This window comes from Arthrobacter psychrochitiniphilus, from assembly GCF_003185915.1.
Classification (GTDB): domain Bacteria; phylum Actinomycetota; class Actinomycetes; order Actinomycetales; family Micrococcaceae; genus Specibacter; species Specibacter psychrochitiniphilus.
This window is the reverse complement of sequence record NZ_QHLZ01000015.1, coordinates 14,604-29,033: the sequence shown is the minus strand read 5'-3', so window position 1 is coordinate 29,033 and position 14,430 is coordinate 14,604. Positions and strand designations below refer to the sequence as shown.

General features: G+C 57.0%; 18 protein-coding genes. 7 read left to right on the top strand and 11 right to left on the bottom strand.

Features of this window, described 5'->3' with window-relative positions:
• Positions 1-15: 15 nt before the first annotated feature.
• Positions 16-213 carry a hypothetical protein gene (locus CVS29_RS16675; protein ID WP_146213094.1) on the bottom strand — a complete coding sequence of 66 codons (198 nt, stop codon included), beginning with the start codon at positions 211-213 and terminating at the stop codon, positions 16-18.
• A gap of 223 nt (positions 214-436) precedes the next feature.
• Here CVS29_RS16675 and CVS29_RS16670 point away from each other — a divergent pair, with 223 nt between their 5' ends.
• Both CVS29_RS16670 and CVS29_RS16665 read left to right on the top strand, forming a co-directional pair.
• A complete protein-coding gene (locus CVS29_RS16670; RefSeq protein WP_110107570.1) occupies positions 437-664 on the top strand; it encodes a hypervirulence associated TUDOR domain-containing protein in 228 nt (75 codons plus the stop codon).
• Positions 665-1,601: 937 nt separating this feature from the next.
• Positions 1,602-1,859, top strand: a complete 258-nt coding sequence (locus tag CVS29_RS16665; protein ID WP_110107568.1) for a DUF6458 family protein — start codon at positions 1,602-1,604, stop codon at positions 1,857-1,859.
• A gap of 202 nt (positions 1,860-2,061) precedes the next feature.
• On the opposite strand, the gene CVS29_RS16660 is transcribed toward CVS29_RS16665, so the two are convergent.
• The 4 genes from CVS29_RS16660 to CVS29_RS16645 form a co-directional block, all read right to left on the bottom strand.
• A complete protein-coding gene (locus CVS29_RS16660) occupies positions 2,062-3,060 on the bottom strand; it encodes a diacylglycerol/lipid kinase family protein (protein ID WP_110107566.1) in 999 nt (332 codons plus the stop codon).
• Positions 3,061-3,108: 48 nt separating this feature from the next.
• The gene (locus tag CVS29_RS16655; protein ID WP_110107564.1) at positions 3,109-3,942 is read right to left on the bottom strand and encodes a phosphatase PAP2 family protein; all 834 of its coding nucleotides are present in this window, start codon (positions 3,940-3,942) and stop codon (positions 3,109-3,111) included.
• A 53-nt stretch (positions 3,943-3,995) separates the two neighbouring features.
• Entirely contained in the window at positions 3,996-5,072 is a 1,077-nt protein-coding gene (locus CVS29_RS16650; RefSeq protein ID WP_245932305.1) for an App1 family protein phosphatidate phosphatase, read from the bottom strand.
• A 128-nt stretch (positions 5,073-5,200) separates the two neighbouring features.
• Entirely contained in the window at positions 5,201-5,602 is a 402-nt protein-coding gene (locus CVS29_RS16645) for an ArsR/SmtB family transcription factor (protein ID WP_373366691.1), read from the bottom strand.
• Positions 5,603-5,701: 99 nt separating this feature from the next.
• Here CVS29_RS16645 and CVS29_RS19120 point away from each other — a divergent pair, with 99 nt between their 5' ends.
• The 5 genes from CVS29_RS19120 to CVS29_RS19300 all read left to right on the top strand — a co-directional run bounded on the left by CVS29_RS19120 (position 5,702) and on the right by CVS29_RS19300 (position 7,507).
• Positions 5,702-5,833: a hypothetical protein gene (locus CVS29_RS19120; RefSeq protein WP_257032514.1), complete on the top strand. Its 132-nt coding sequence runs from the start codon at positions 5,702-5,704 to the stop codon at positions 5,831-5,833.
• Between the two features lie 67 nt (positions 5,834-5,900).
• The gene (locus CVS29_RS16640; RefSeq protein ID WP_110107562.1) at positions 5,901-6,317 is read left to right on the top strand and encodes an arsenate reductase ArsC; all 417 of its coding nucleotides are present in this window, start codon (positions 5,901-5,903) and stop codon (positions 6,315-6,317) included.
• Positions 6,318-6,346: 29 nt separating this feature from the next.
• Positions 6,347-6,913, top strand: coding sequence for a hypothetical protein (locus CVS29_RS19310; RefSeq protein ID WP_373366690.1), 567 nt, complete (start codon positions 6,347-6,349; stop codon positions 6,911-6,913).
• Positions 6,867-7,214: a hypothetical protein gene (locus tag CVS29_RS19305; RefSeq protein ID WP_373366689.1), complete on the top strand. Its 348-nt coding sequence runs from the start codon at positions 6,867-6,869 to the stop codon at positions 7,212-7,214. The genes CVS29_RS19310 and CVS29_RS19305 overlap by 47 nt, the downstream gene beginning before the upstream one ends.
• Entirely contained in the window at positions 7,211-7,507 is a 297-nt protein-coding gene (locus tag CVS29_RS19300) for a hypothetical protein (RefSeq protein WP_373366688.1), read from the top strand. The genes CVS29_RS19305 and CVS29_RS19300 overlap by 4 nt, the downstream gene beginning before the upstream one ends.
• 985 nt (positions 7,508-8,492) lie before the next feature.
• Here CVS29_RS19300 and CVS29_RS16630 read toward each other — a convergent pair.
• The 6 genes from CVS29_RS16630 to CVS29_RS16605 all read right to left on the bottom strand — a co-directional run bounded on the left by CVS29_RS16630 (position 8,493) and on the right by CVS29_RS16605 (position 14,333).
• The gene (locus CVS29_RS16630) at positions 8,493-8,786 is read right to left on the bottom strand and encodes a Dabb family protein (RefSeq protein ID WP_110107560.1); all 294 of its coding nucleotides are present in this window, start codon (positions 8,784-8,786) and stop codon (positions 8,493-8,495) included.
• A gap of 59 nt (positions 8,787-8,845) precedes the next feature.
• Complete coding sequence (locus CVS29_RS16625; RefSeq protein WP_110107558.1) at positions 8,846-11,299, bottom strand: xanthine dehydrogenase family protein molybdopterin-binding subunit; 2,454 nt, start codon at positions 11,297-11,299, stop codon at positions 8,846-8,848.
• Positions 11,296-11,793: a (2Fe-2S)-binding protein gene (locus tag CVS29_RS16620; RefSeq protein WP_110107556.1), complete on the bottom strand. Its 498-nt coding sequence runs from the start codon at positions 11,791-11,793 to the stop codon at positions 11,296-11,298. The genes CVS29_RS16625 and CVS29_RS16620 overlap by 4 nt, the downstream gene beginning before the upstream one ends.
• Positions 11,790-12,587, bottom strand: a complete 798-nt coding sequence (locus CVS29_RS19295; protein ID WP_110107554.1) for an FAD binding domain-containing protein — start codon at positions 12,585-12,587, stop codon at positions 11,790-11,792. Before CVS29_RS19295 ends, CVS29_RS16620 begins: the two co-directional genes overlap by 4 nt.
• Before the next feature lie 12 nt (positions 12,588-12,599).
• A complete protein-coding gene (locus CVS29_RS16610; protein ID WP_110107553.1) occupies positions 12,600-13,343 on the bottom strand; it encodes a maleate cis-trans isomerase family protein in 744 nt (247 codons plus the stop codon).
• A 195-nt stretch (positions 13,344-13,538) separates the two neighbouring features.
• The gene (locus CVS29_RS16605) at positions 13,539-14,333 is read right to left on the bottom strand and encodes an enoyl-CoA hydratase/isomerase family protein (protein ID WP_110107619.1); all 795 of its coding nucleotides are present in this window, start codon (positions 14,331-14,333) and stop codon (positions 13,539-13,541) included.
• Between the last annotated feature and the right edge of the window lie 97 nt (positions 14,334-14,430).

Sequence of the window (14,430 nt, the reverse complement as noted above, 5' to 3'; positions counted from 1 at the left end):
AAAGGTTGGAAACCACTAGGGGGATATAGTCCAGCTCTGGTAGGTGATCATGGTGCCAAGAGCTAGAACCATGCCAATGGCCGTGAGGCTACGCTCACGTGGGGGCAGGCTTGGCCGGAGAGTTTCCCGCGCTCGCCGTCGGAGCAGGGGTGCGGCGGCGGCCAGGAGCAGTGCAAGCAACACCGGGACGGTCAGGTGAAGCAAAAAAATCATCGTCAAGAACGCCCATAATGTGTCAATGCAGTGGTACATAGTGTGCCATGGGTAGGGAACACAGTGATGCCCTGAATCCGGCTCCACACAGTTCCCTACCTTGTGATGAGAATAAGTTTCCACATATTCCGAACAGACTTGGGGACTAGTCAGCGATCATCACCGGTAGGCCGTGACTAGCCAGGGACTGGGTGCTTACACTAGGCAAAGGAGAGGGGTACTCATGTCCAAGAAGTTCGCTGTAGGGGATCACGTTTCATGGAATTCTGAGGCAGGGCGGGTAGCAGGTCACATCACCAAGGTGCATACGTCTGATTTTGACTACAAGGGGCATACTCATAGAGCCTCGGAGGAAGATCCGCAGTACACAATAAAGAGCGATAAAACCGACCACATTGCCGCGCACAAGGGTGGTGTTCTACGCCTCATCAAAGAGAAGTCCGGCAAGTGACTTAGCCCTCCTAGGAAGCATGCCGCCGTTTTGTGGGCGGGGTGCAGGTCGGCGACCTTGGTGGCATGGACGAAGCCAGCGCAGACCGGGACGTACGTACAATCCGTGCCCCATACCTGGTTCGGTGTCGGTAGCTCTAAGTTGCGGTTGAGCAGGTTAGAACCTCGACGTGTATCTTCAAGGTGCGCAGGGCCGGCATTTAGCTGTGATTAGATCAGCCAGCGGCGCAGCGGTTCGAGCCAACTCCGAGCTTCTGAGCCACCAACCGAGAAGAGCCACATACACACTGCACGGCCACAAACTCTCGGGGGAGAATTCTTGGCCCTAATCACCACCCTTTTCAAAAAAAGACAGCTGCATCAAACTGGAACGGTTCAGTGTGGGGCGAGCTTTCCGTGAGAAGCAACCCAAGCCTTTGAGGCCGTGAAACACTGCAGCGAGCGGGACGCTCAAAAGTCGGCAAATACGCCTGTTTGACACAGTAAGGGCTTGGGAAGCAAAATAATTTGCCTCCCAAGCCCTTACCTTGAACGAACCTGATCTGAGGATCAGGCCCGCCATTTTCCTATGTCAAGAAGACGTACTAAATCGCTGAGACGATCCAGATGATCAAGGCGACTGCCAGGAGTACTCCGACTATTGTCCATACAAGACTGCTTCCGCGCATGTTGGTCATTTCCGTTCTCTCGAGTGGGAATTACTTATCGCTTTTTATGCGACAAGTGAATAACTATAGCGGAACATTCCTCATGCGTTTGCCAAGGAAATGCCAATGTGACGTCCAGTCGAATGTTAGAGTTTGGCCCCAGAGTAGGCAACAGTGCGCTACATTTGATACAAAACCGGGGCACGCCCAGCATGCACGGCAGTAGAAGTGGATAACTTTACCGTTGTGGGTGTCAGGGTTCGCCTCCCACACTTTGAGGAGATAAACATAATGAGTATTGGTTCTGGAATATTTCTGGTCGTCATCGGCGCGGTCTTGAGATTTGCGCTCAACATGGAGCTCAGCTGGATTGACCTTGACCTTGTTGGCAATATCCTTATGGGCGCGGGCGTGGTGGTGTTCGTCTTGGGTTTGGTGTTCATGTTCCGTAAACGCCGTTCGGTTTCAACACGGCGCACCGTTGTAAACCCTCAAGAAGGAGTAAACGAAGTTCGCCGCACCGACAGGATTGATGACACTCAGCTCTAAGGTTGTGTGCCGCGCCGGTTGTGCGCCGAGCCGGTTGTGTGCTGAGCCGGGCAAGACCCTCTGGTTCGGGTCCACCTGACTACGCTCCAGGGGCATCCATGGGGACGGTCTCGATGAGGATCATCGGGACCGTCCCTATCGCTTTCGCTCTGGCGCCGGATAGCAAGCGAAACCCATGACCGGCCTTACAGGTTGTGGCTGCTCAGTTTTCAGAGGACAGAAGCAGCTGCGGGCTGGTGTGGCTCTGGCGCCCGCTCACTTCGGATTCACTCTTTTTCTCTGATGAGGCACTCATCTTGATGGTCAGTGCCAATGGATCAACACTTACCAAGAGGTGAGATACCAAGCCCACAGGGTCGCCGTCGATCTGGAATTCTTGCGGGCTGCTCAGGGTGATCTCTGCTCTCTTGCCCGCAAGGGACCGTACCGCGCGGCTCTTTCCTCGGCCCAAGACCCCGGCCACTACGCCTAGCCACCCAAATTTTTGCTGCGGAGAGAATGTCATGAGATCCAGAATTCCATCTGTTGGAACCGCGCCCTGGAAAATTTCTAGGCCACCCATAACTTTTCCACAATTACCCACCATGACACCTCGAACCTTGTGATGCGTCTCTGACTTTCCGTCCATGGAAATATGGGCAGTGACAGGCTCCCCCCGCAGGTTCCGGATGCCCGATTCTACATAAGCGAGCCAGCCCACGCGGTCCTTGAGGCCTTCCATGGTGTTGGACATGATGGCCGCATCGTAACCGAGTCCGGCTGCGACCAAGAACGTCAGTTCTTTCGCACCATGGTCAAGCACTGCCACGATGACGTCGATCTTGCTCTCGGCCCCTTCCAACACTCCCAGCACTGCTTTCGCCGGGTCCTCGATATCAATCCCCAGGTTGCGCGCTAGTAGGTTCCCTGTCCCCAAGGGCAGCAATCCCATGGGGGTGTCCTGACCGGCAAGAACCTCGGCCACAGCGCGAATAGTGCCGTCACCGCCGCCGGCAATTACAACGTCGACCCCGGCCTCCAGCGCTTCTGCGGCCTGGCCACGTCCTGGATCTTCCTGGGTAGTTTCCAGCCAGAGTGGTTCATCCCATCCTGCGTTGATGCACAGTTCCGTGATGGTTGCCTGGAAATGTTCGTCGGGGGACTTCATGGGATTGATAACCACGGCGGCTCGCTTGCCCTGCTGCGGGTTGTTCTTTGTCATCGGGGCCTCATGTTTTCGGGGAATCGAGCGGTGAACTTAATTATTAGCCTAGCTGGAGCTCGGAGGTGTCCGCTTGACGGTCAGGAACAGGCGATGTGCCGTGATGACCATGACCAGCCACACGGTACCGAGAGTCCAAGCCACGAGAACATCCGTGAACCAGTGGTGCCCCAGATAGATGCGGCTTAATCCCACTGTGAAAGCAAAGGCTCCAGCGGCAAGTACTGCAACGATTCGGCCCCGACGGCTTTCTAAACGCAGGATGATCAGGTAGGCCACAACACCGGCGATCACAGTTGCATTCAACGTGTGTCCGCTCGGGAACGATGGCGAGTATTCGTAGGGCGGGATGGCGTCAGCCAGTGGCGGGCGTGCCCTACCAAAAAGATGCTTGCCAACAATGGTCATCAGCAGCGATCCCGCGGCTGCGGTGAGAAGAAGAATCACCGGAGTCCACGAGCGGCGTTTGAGCGCTAATACAACCATGATGGTGGCAGCCACGATGGGCATACCGATGGTTCCGGCGATGTCGGTGTAACCCGTCGCGATCGCATCCATCCAGGGCGAGCGTACGCTCTTGGCGGCCTCCAGCAACGGATGATCCAGTGCTGCAACTCCATCTGCCTCAGCGACAGCCTCGTAAACTTCTGCGGAAACGTAAGTCAAAGCTGCCGCAATTACTGCGCCGGCGGTGAGCGTGAGAATCAGCGAGGCGTGTGGGCCTAGCCGGGCGCTGAGCCACCGCACAACACCGACGAGCCAGCGTCCCAGGGGTGCCCGCCAACTGGTGAGGTCAGTCTGCCCAACAAAACGGTCGCTATCCAGTTCACCGGAACTGCCGGACTGCGGGTCCCTGGATTCGGGGTGTGGTGGTTTCTTCATACTTTAGCCTTCCCGTTTCTGGTTGCACCGAAAAAAGTGCATTATGTGCGGCATCAGAGAAAACCAAGGTCCTGCAACTGTTGGGCGAGTCCGGCCCCGTCAGGAGCAGATACCCATGCAGCCTCGCCGCGGAGGAACTCTGATCTGGGCTCGTGGGCACGGCCTCCAGCTAATAATGCTTCCCCTGGGGAGAGCTCTCGGATGGCAACCGCGGCTGTCTGTGCGGCGTGAGAACGTGCAAAGTCAGCATAGATTTCCGGGTCATGTTGACCGTCGTCGCCCACTAGCAACCACTGGATGTTGGGGAATTCCTTGGCCAACCGTTTCAAATTATTGTTTTTGTGTTCTTGTCCGCTGCGGAACCAGCGTTGACGGGTGGGCCCCCAATCGGTGAGCAGCAGCACGCCTTTTGGATAGAGGTTCCGCTCCAGGAATCGCACCAGCGCCGGGGCTACGTTCCACGGTCCGGTCGAGAGATACAGGACAGGAGCGCAGGGGTGTTTATCTATGAGCCTATCCAGCAGAACGGCCATGCCCGGAGTGGGTGTGCGCGCCTTTTCGCTCAGAACAAGGGTGTTCCACAATGCGAGGAAGGGCCTGGGCAGTGCCGTGACCATGACGGTGTCATCAATGTCGGAGACGATCCCGAAGGTAGTCTCCGGAGCAACAATGAGGATGTGCGCCTCCGCAGGGGGCGCCTCTTTGCTGCGCAGGATGATGGTGTGCCATCCAGGATCCAAGGAAGCTTCTACTACTACGTCCACAAGCCCGCCGGAATCGGCGTGCACAGTGTGGATAGCGCCGTCGATCTCCACCTCTACTTGGCTGTTGCGGACGTGCACGCTGGTGAACGCCCGCCAACCCCGGAGCTTGCCGTTGGTTGCAGGGGGCTTAGATTTTAGGACCACGCGCGCTAGAACACGCACCCACGTTGTAGTGCCGTAGCCGGGGTAGGCGACGATGGTGGGAGTGAAACCAGTGGCGCGGGCCACCCGTGTTCGTAGTCCGTGGAGAACATCCGCCGTCTGCATCACCAGCCCGAGCACCGCTGGCGCTGCGGGGGTAGTGTCCTGATCCTGCTCTTGTTCGGAGGAAGTTTGTTGCGCTGATTGGTCTGAAGCTGAGGCCATGGTTCTACTTTGCCATGTAGTGGGCCAAGAGACGTACTAGCACGAGCCTAGGAGGGCGTGAAAATTTTTGCGCAGCTTACTTCTACAGACTGCTGGGCAGGATCTGGAATGTCCTAGGGCGCACGAACCTATGAAGAACACACGAGCGTGGCCGCTAGGCTGTCCAGCGGTCCGGGAACGAGTGAGTAGTAGGCCCAGACGCCACGCTTTTCGCGATTGAGCAGGCCTGCGTCCACCAGGATCTTCAGGTGGTGCGAGACAGTGGGCTGGCCCAGCCCCAGCGGTTCGGAAAGGTCACACACGCAGGTTTCCGCATCCGGGGATGAAGAAATAATAGAGAGGATGCGCAGCCGGTTGGGATCGGCCACGGCTTTGAAGCGCGTGGCGAGGGATTCGGCGTCGGAGACGCGCAACAATTCTTTTCCGAGGGAAGGGGTGCAGCACACAGCTTGCGATTCCGCGGCAGAAGCCGGCGCCTGTACCTTGTCTAGTACCGGGAGAACTTGTACCGGGACAACAGGTGAGCTCACGTGGTGTGCCTGGCTTTCTCAGCATTGAAGCTCGGGACATCTTGGGAGATTGACAATCATCGATGTACGTCACCATATTCGAGATATTGATGTTCATCGATGTCTGATTTTTCTGCAGACCGTGCCGTGACGCCTGCCGCCGCACCTGTACAGACGGGGCCGCTCAGCGCCAAGCGTTCTCCCGTGGACCGCTACTTTGCGGTGTGGGTTTGGCTCCGTCTTTTATGGTGATGCTGGCCTAAGTTGCCCTCTGGTCTCGCAAGTACTTCACCACCGTCACCCCATAGAAGGTCAGCGCATGAATACTTCACCCAAGCCGTCCGTCCTGTTTGTCTGCATTCACAACGCCGGACGCTCGCAAATGGCGGCTGCCTTCCTGCATCACCTCTCGGGCGGGCAAATTGAGGTCCGCTCCGCGGGTTCAGCCCCGGCTGACATGGTTAACCCCGCCGCAGTGGCGGCGATGAAAGAGGTAGGCATTGACATATCCGCCGAAACTCCCAAAATCCTGACCACTGAGGCTGCCAGGGAATCCGACGTCGTCATCACCATGGGATGCGGGGACACCTGCCCCATCTTCCCGGGTAAACGCTACGAAGACTGGGAGCTCGAGGACCCCGCGGGACAAGGCGTGGATGCTGTGCGCTCTATCAGGGATGACATCCATGCGCGCATCGAAACCCTCATTTCAGAGCCTCTGCCCGCCACCAAATAGCACCCCTGCCGCCCCAGGAGGAGACGAGAATGAAGCAGATATACCCCGTAGTCATCATCGGAGCAGGTGCTGCCATCCGGGAGTGGGGGCATATCAAGCTTTTCTCTACATGGCGGTATAACATCGATGCCGTGGCACGCAGGCTGCTGGAAACTTCTGCCGGGAACTATGCAGGTGGCTGGGAAACACCGAGGGAAACCCGTCTGCCCACCGGTGCGGAACTGGTCCCTGAATACCTCCAGCCTCTGGCCAACCACCCGGTACTGGCTCCCGTGATCAGCTACGGCCACCGCGTCATTCACATCACCCGTGTCAGTGAGGATGGCAAGGGCGTGGACAAAACACGCACCCAAGGCCGGGAGGATTCGCTCTTTCTGATCCGCACGGAAACCGAAGCCAAGGATGCAGGATTCATCACCTCACCGTTGCCGGATCCACTGAGCGTGGACCGAGACCAGTTCTCAGGAAAAACCATCCTGGTATTGGGGGCGGGGCATTCGGCGGCGAACACGCTGATCAACCTCGGCCGGCTGCGGAGCGGTAGCCCAGTTGCCAGCCCGCGGGCAACTGGGCACGTCTCTGCGCGTCTTTGTTGACAACGGTGACATCACCATCGTGGAAAATGCCTCCGTAGCCTCCATGGAGACGGGGGAGAGGTTGAGAGTTAACCTCACCGATGGCCGCAGCCTCAAGGTTGACCTGCTGGTTCCTGCCACGGGGTTCCGCCCCAACCTGGCCGTGCTTTCCGAGCTCCGCCTGGACCTTGATCAGATTGTGGAAGCCCCCGCGCCCTGGGGCCTCTCATTGACCCCGAATTCCATAGTTGCGGCACGGTCACAGCGCATGGCGAACGCGTCTTGGCGCACCCGGAAACCGATTTCTACATTGTGGGTATGAAGAGCTACGGGCGGGCACCTACTTTCCTCATGGCTACCGGATACGAGCAGGTCCGCTCCGTCTCAGCAGCCTTGTCCGGGGACCGTGAAGCCGCCAGCAGCAGCGTTGAATTACAGCTGCCCGAAACCGGTGTCTGCTCCACTGATCTGGGAAACACCTGCGATGCGCCGGCACCGAGCGGCTGCACACCAGAGCCGGAGGCCGATTCCTGCGCCGGATCTAGACGCACCATATGTGATTCAATTGCCGCTACCCACCAAGGAATGGTTTCCGTAAAGACTCGGACAACGTGATGAGTAGTCAACCGACTTTGAGCAGTACTTCACAACACGCACGTGCAATTCCATCATTACTGGCCGTACTGGCCGTACGGCCGTCTTGGCAGCTGTCTGCAGTTTGCTCAATCCGCGCAATGACGCGTTTTGCGTGCTGGGTCACTCGCTCGCATTGGTTCTGGCTCTTGCCGTGCCTTTGGAGTAAGGCTTGCTGAACCGCCACGCCGGCTCCGCAGCGCGCACGGGCGTTCACAGGTTCTTAGCTATTGGTCTCAGAGTCTTTGGGTTAATCTCGGCTTTGGTTAGAGGAGTGCTCCTGCCCTTCGGATCTCCAGATGGGGCTGCCGGAGACATCGGTGGAATCTTTACCTGGCTGGCATCATCCGCTGGTCTGCTTGTTCTCTCCATTGCCTCAGCCATCAGTTGGCCCAAAAATGCCGCCCGACCGGGAGTAGGCTGTGCTCCTTGAGCAGTTGCAAGCTTGGTCACCTATCATACAAAGTCATGCCCGCTTGGTCCGAGGACCACGCGGGCATGACTTACTAGCGGAGTGCTGCTTTCACTAGGCCGAGGGGTGTACTAACGCGGTGAGAGTGTAAGCCAGTTCGATTCCAGGGGACATGAACTAGGAAATAGAGCGCTACTTTACAGTAGAAATCCACGATCGATTCGTTAAAGGTGCGTACTTGTAAGCCATTGGGCCAGGGGTTCTGGCGGTGGATATATTGAAGAGATCTTCGCTATCCTCCTGTCCCGTTGGCCCAGTATGGTGATGCTAGCGCCTCGACGATTTCTGCCAAACAGGTCTCACATGGCTTAGTCTCGATCCTGAACCCACTCTCGAACAGCCTAGGGACAGGAGCCGCGAATACACCGTTGCGTTCCCTTGCGTACCTGCTCTGCACGGCGTTTTTTTGGGCGCATACTCCACGATCTTGTTGAGCTCAACTCGAAACGATGGAAACAAACTGTCCGGGCCCTTCTCCTGCGTGCTCGATCTTGATTAGCCCGCGAACTGTAAAGCGCTCTTGCTCACCAGGACCGGTTTAATGTGCTCGCTCGCTAGGGCCACATGCGCAGGGTGGGCCGAGTACCCGCGCCAAGAAGACTCGTTAGCGAACGACATCCGAAAGAAAATTGACGCATTTCCTTCAACAAGTCCAAGATCTGAGTGGACGTCAATTTCCTCAAGGCCTTCAATTACTGCCGGCAAGCCCACCAAACCGCTGACGATCGCATCTTTCTGCTCAGTGGTCGCGTCAGTGGTGAGGGTCAGCATGACATTGTGATGGATCATTGTTCTCCTTGGATTCAGTATTTAAAGTGTTCTTCAGGCGAAGTTGTTGGGTGGAGAAGTTATTGGGCAGCACTGGCATTACCCAACCATTTAAGGATCTTCTCCGGAGTGACAGGCACCTCGTTGATGCGCACACCGTAGGGAGATAGCGCATCTTCAATGGCGGAAACCACTGCCGCTGGCGCAGCCATTCTTCCGCCCTCACCGATACCTTTGACGCCTCGGTACGTGAACGGTGAGGGTGTTTCCATATGGCCCAACCGAATAGCAGGAACGTCCAAGAAGGTGGGTAGAAAGTAGCTTCTGAAATCAGTATTCTGTGGTCGAGCCTGTTCATCAAATGCCAACTCTTCGGTCAGCGCTGTGGCGATCCCTTGGACGGTGGCACCCACCACCTGACCGCGTACCGCGTCAGGGTTCACCACTGTTCCGCAATCGTGCATCACAAAGTAGTCCAGAAACGTTACGGCACCGGTCTGTAGGTCCACTTCAACCACGGGAACATGAACAGTGTGACCAACGATCGGGGCGTAATTTCCCCAGTCCGAGCCATCAGCATGCGGCATGCTGGACATTGGATGGTCGTAGGTGTAAGTGCTCTCTAGGCCGCTACGGCATCCAGCTGGAAGCCTGAGCGCATGTCCGTTGGCCAGGTGGGCGATGGCGGCCAGTGTTGCAGAGCTTTCGGGGACACCGACGATCGTGAAACAGGCTCGTGAGGGATCCCACATTAGATCCTCCGGGTTGGCTTCCAATAGGTGCGCGGCCAGTGGACGCATCTTTTCGATGACTTCGCGGACGGCGCCTGCCACCGCTCCCGAGAGCATGACCGTCATCCTGCTGGCCGAGGGACCCATGGCTGGTCCTGCCATCGAGGTGTCAAGCCGTGAGACAGAGACAGAGTCAGCTGGCACTCCGAGTTCCTCGGCCACCACCGTAGCTGCGATGGTCTCCGTTGGCGTTCCCAGTGACGGTGAATGTAGGGCTACGCGTACTGAGCCCTGCGAGTCGATACGCACGGAAGCTGACTCCGCAGCCGTGGTATTGCGGCCGGGTTCCTGATCGAACATCAACCACAGGGCAGTCCCACTCTGGACGCTTCGCTCTTGGCAGGAAACCAAACCAATGCCAATGGCACGGGTTGGATCCTTGACCTCGCGAGCCCTAGCCTGACGTTCGCGCCAGAGGTCATAGGACGACTCCTTGACGGCTCTGTGGAGAGCGGTTGGATAGTCCCCAGAATCGTAAATGTTGCCCGTGGCGGTGCGGTACGGGAACTGTTCAGGTTGCAGCAGGTTCAGTTCCCGGATCGCTACAGCAGACAGACCCAACTCAACCGCGGCCGCATCTACCAACCGCTCCAGCATAAAGTTGTGAGCCGCTCCGCCAAACCCCCGGTAGGCGGCTTGGGGCACCTTGTTGCTCAGTACAGCGGTGAAATCAAAAGCGAAGGCCGCAATGTCATAGGGACCAGTTGCTTGTGCCAAAGGCTCAGCGTTGTTGATCGGACCCAAGATGAACGCCGAACCATAGTCTTCTACGACTGAGAACCGAAGCCCCAGCATCTTGCCAGAACTATCCAGAGCAAGTTCGGCATCGTAGGTGCGGTCCTCACCATGGTTGTCGCCTCCTACTAGGTTCTCCACCCGACCCTCTACATAGCGCACCGGTCTAGTGGTCAATCGTGAGAATAGTGCACAAATCACCATTGCTCGAGGTTGCCAGAACTTGGCGCCAAAAGCGCCTCCAATGTCGCAGGCAATGCCCTTGATGCGATGCGGGGGCAATCCAAGGGTCGGTCCCAGCGTCCATAGCAGGACGTTACTCTGGTGATTACTCCAAAATGTGAGCTCGTCAACGCCTGGCTGCCATTGTGCAACACAGCCGAACGTCTCCAACGCAGCGCCCGTTTGCCGGGGCCATCTAAGTTTGCGCCGGACAACGTGATCCGCGTTTTTGAATACACTTTCGGCGTCGCCGAAGTCGTGCTGTCGATGCATAATCAGGTTGCCAGCAATATTCTCATGAACGAGCGGCGCACCGGAGGCTAAGGCTGCATCTGCATCCGCCACCGGTGGTAGGTCCTCATATTTCACCCTTATGAGCCTGACTGCATCTTCTGCAATGGCGCGGGTTCTAGCGGCAACAGCCACCACGGGCTCGCCCACATGACGGACCTTGTCAGTGGCCAGGGCATGGAGGGGGATATCCAGTGGCGGTTTGTGCATCTGGGCCATGGTGTAGATGCTCGAGGTGGATTTCTGCACGTCTGCGCCGGTGAGAATCGCGTGCACCCCAAGAAGAGATCGCGCCTGTCTCACGTCTATCTCCACGATTCTGGCGTGAGCTTTCGGGCTACGCAGCAACGCTACGTGCAGCATGCCAGGTAGTTGGAGATCGGCGACGAATTTTCCCCCACCGCGCACATGACGCGCTGACTCGATGGTCTCCCGTGGTTGACCAAATGCGTGATGCGTGTTTGTCTCACGTGGGCTCGGGATTGTTGAGTTCATGAGAGTTCTTCCTCTCGCGCTTGATCCTGTTTTATTAGCGTCGCGGCAAGCTGCACGGACTCGATGATCTGATCGAATCCGGTGCACCGGCAGAGGTTTCCGTGCATCCAGTCACGAATGACGGCGGGACTGGGGTCGGGGTCATGATCGAGCAGGGATTGGGCGGTGAGTAACATACCCGAAGTACAGAATCCGCATTGAAGGCCGTGCGCCTGGCGAAACGCTTGTTGCACCGGAGCTAACACTGTGGGTGAGGCAGCGAGACCTTCAATGGTGCCAATTGTGTCTCCCTCGGCTTGTGTTGCGAGCACAAGACAACTTCGTTCCGGGCGGTTGTTGACCAATACCGTGCAGGCCCCGCACACTCCGTGCTCACAGCCAAGGCGAGTGCCGGTCAATCCGCAGTCATCACGCAGCGCATCAGCCAGGGAAGTCCGGTCCTCGAGAAAGACTTCGTGCACAATCCCATTTACCTCAAGTTTCACTGGTTTCATGTGTTACTCCCTATCGCTTCGTCCAAGGCACGGCCTGCGAGTATCGGTGCAACCTGCCCGCGGTAGCCAGCCCGAGCACGTTCGTCATCAAACGGCAGTATGCGACTGCTCAGCTGTGAGAGAAGCTTGGCTCGATCGGCGCCCACCGCCAGGATTGGGGTTGGCGCGGCCCCGAAGACCACAAGCCGCAACTGCCCGGAGGGCTCCCGAACCGCCACTGCACCCACCACAGGCCAGGTGATGTGTGTTTTTCGGATCAGATGGAATCCCGATCCCGTCAGCTCGACCTCAGGTATTTGGATACTAACAATCAGCTCTCCTCGCCTCAGGACAGTTTGGTGCTGGCCAATTTGGAGATCCGCGGCATCAAGGATGCGCTCTGTTGTTTCTACTTGGGCATTCAGAACAATTAAAGTGCTGGGTAGTTGGGACGTGGAATCGGCCCAAGCTAAGCTGCCACCCAATGTGGCGCGGCTTCGGATTCCCACCGCTCCCACTGAACCGAGCACTCTGATTAGCAGGGGTGCCGAAGTGGCCACCTCAGGTGAACCGCAGACCTCCCACATGGGTACGCCAGCCCCAATCCTCAAAAATCCATCCGCGTGAGTGATGCCTTGTAGCTCTGCCAATCTCGAGATGTCTACCAGAGAGCTTTCGGACCGTTCCCCGAAGCGCAAAGCGGGAATTATGCTCTGCCCTCCAGCGAGAACTGCAGGCATGGACTCTGAACCAAGCATTAGAGAGGCTTCGCGCAGGTCTGTTGGTCGTTGATATGACAGGGGAGGGAGTTTCATGGCTGACCTAGCCTAGTGTTCACGAAGAAGCGCACCATGTCCGGATAGCTGGTCGGTGATCCCGTTCTCCCGGAGCGCCAGCCACCAGGTTGCGGCATTGATTGAGATCACCGGCTTGCCCAAAGTCTGTTCCATTTCGTCGGCCAAGCCGACCGCCGAGAGGTTTGTTCCCACTTGGACGATGGCATCCACACTATCGTCATCAACCTCATAAATGGCTTCGCGCAGGGTTTCTTTGGGTACCCGCGCAATCGAGACAGCTGTTGGACAGCGCAGCCCCTTGATGTTGGCAACGGGATGCCCAATTTCTTCGAAGAAGCGCACCACGTTTTTGTCCCCCACCTCTTGATAAGGGGAAATGACACCGATTTTTTTGGCACCGAACAATTCCAGTGCCTTTCGGCACGCATCTGCGCCGGTGGCCACGCGCAGTCCAGAAAATGACTCGATTTCCTTGGTGAATTTTATGTTTCCCTCGACCCCTCCCCAGAAAGTTTCTGCACTCATCCCCATCACAAGGTAGTCGGGTTCTGCGGTCAGCACACGGGAGCAGGCGTGGTCAATCTCTCCTCGAATCTGCTCCAGCAACGCCTCAAAGGCTGAATCGCTGGTTATTTCTTGGTCCCTGATGTGGATCCGACCAACGTGCGCCGTCACGCCCGGAACTGCCATGCGGTAATAGTCGGGCTCAACGACCGTATTCGTGGAGGGAGCAAGCACTCCGAATACTCCTCGCCATCCAAGTACATCCGTCATGGGGGTTCCTTCCGTTGGGATCAAATTTTCGATGATTGTATACTATCTGACACATAGTGAACGAAGCTTAGCAATCTGAGGAAAGGAAAATTTGGCACTTTAGTCCATACACTCGCGCTAAAGATTGCATTTCTACTGCGAATCTATCGAACCTTCTTGGTCGAGTCAATTAGATTGCATACAATAATGTTTTATTTAGCGAGTTTTTCTGTGTGTGGCGAACTTCTGCAACAGCTTCACCGATTCGGGGGTAGTGACTGCTCGAGCGATCGTACGAGCTTCTTCGGCACCTACCTGCGCCCGAGTGGATTCCCAGCCGCCGCGGATGAGCCGGCGAGTTTGCCCCAGCGCGAACTGCGGCCCAGCTGCAAGGTTCCGAGCTAGGTCCAGGGCGCGTTCCTTCGAGGGAGAGTCTTCTGCAACTTCAGTGATCAAACCCCAAGCGAGAGCTTCCTCTGCAGTCACGGCCCTATTCATGAGCGCCATCGCTAGGGCCCTCTGTTGTCCGATGGCTCGCGGTAGGAGATACGATGTGCCACAGTCCGGTGTCAGGCCAACCCCTGAGTAGGCCAGCGCGAATTTGGTGGATGGATCTGCAATCACCAAATCGCAACTGAGCATAAGAGCTATTCCAGCCCCTGCCACGGCACCTTGCACGGCGGCGACTACAGGCTTATCCCCCTGAGTTAGCTTTCTCAGAGCACTATCTAGTGTTTGTGCGAGCTCTTGTAGATAATCTGCTTGCTCGTCTGCAGCGAGCACGGAGTGCAAATCTCCGCCGGCACAAAAGCGTGCCCCTGCGCCAGTGATCAAGATGACGCGTGCGTCGTCATTGTTGGAGGCCTTCTCGATTGCCAGTTCCAACTCTTGAGCCGTTGCTTGATCAATCGCGTTGGCCTCGTTGGGTCGGTTGAGCTCGATGTGAGCAACGGCGCCCAAGTCCTCGTATCTAATGCGAGCAATGGCAGGGGGTGGATTGGTATTGGCCATGATGGGATCCTTTTCTTGGAAAAAACTGAAATTGTATGCAGTAGTCACCATAATGCCCTTCAATTGGCTATTGACAGACCAACACAGCTTCTGGTTG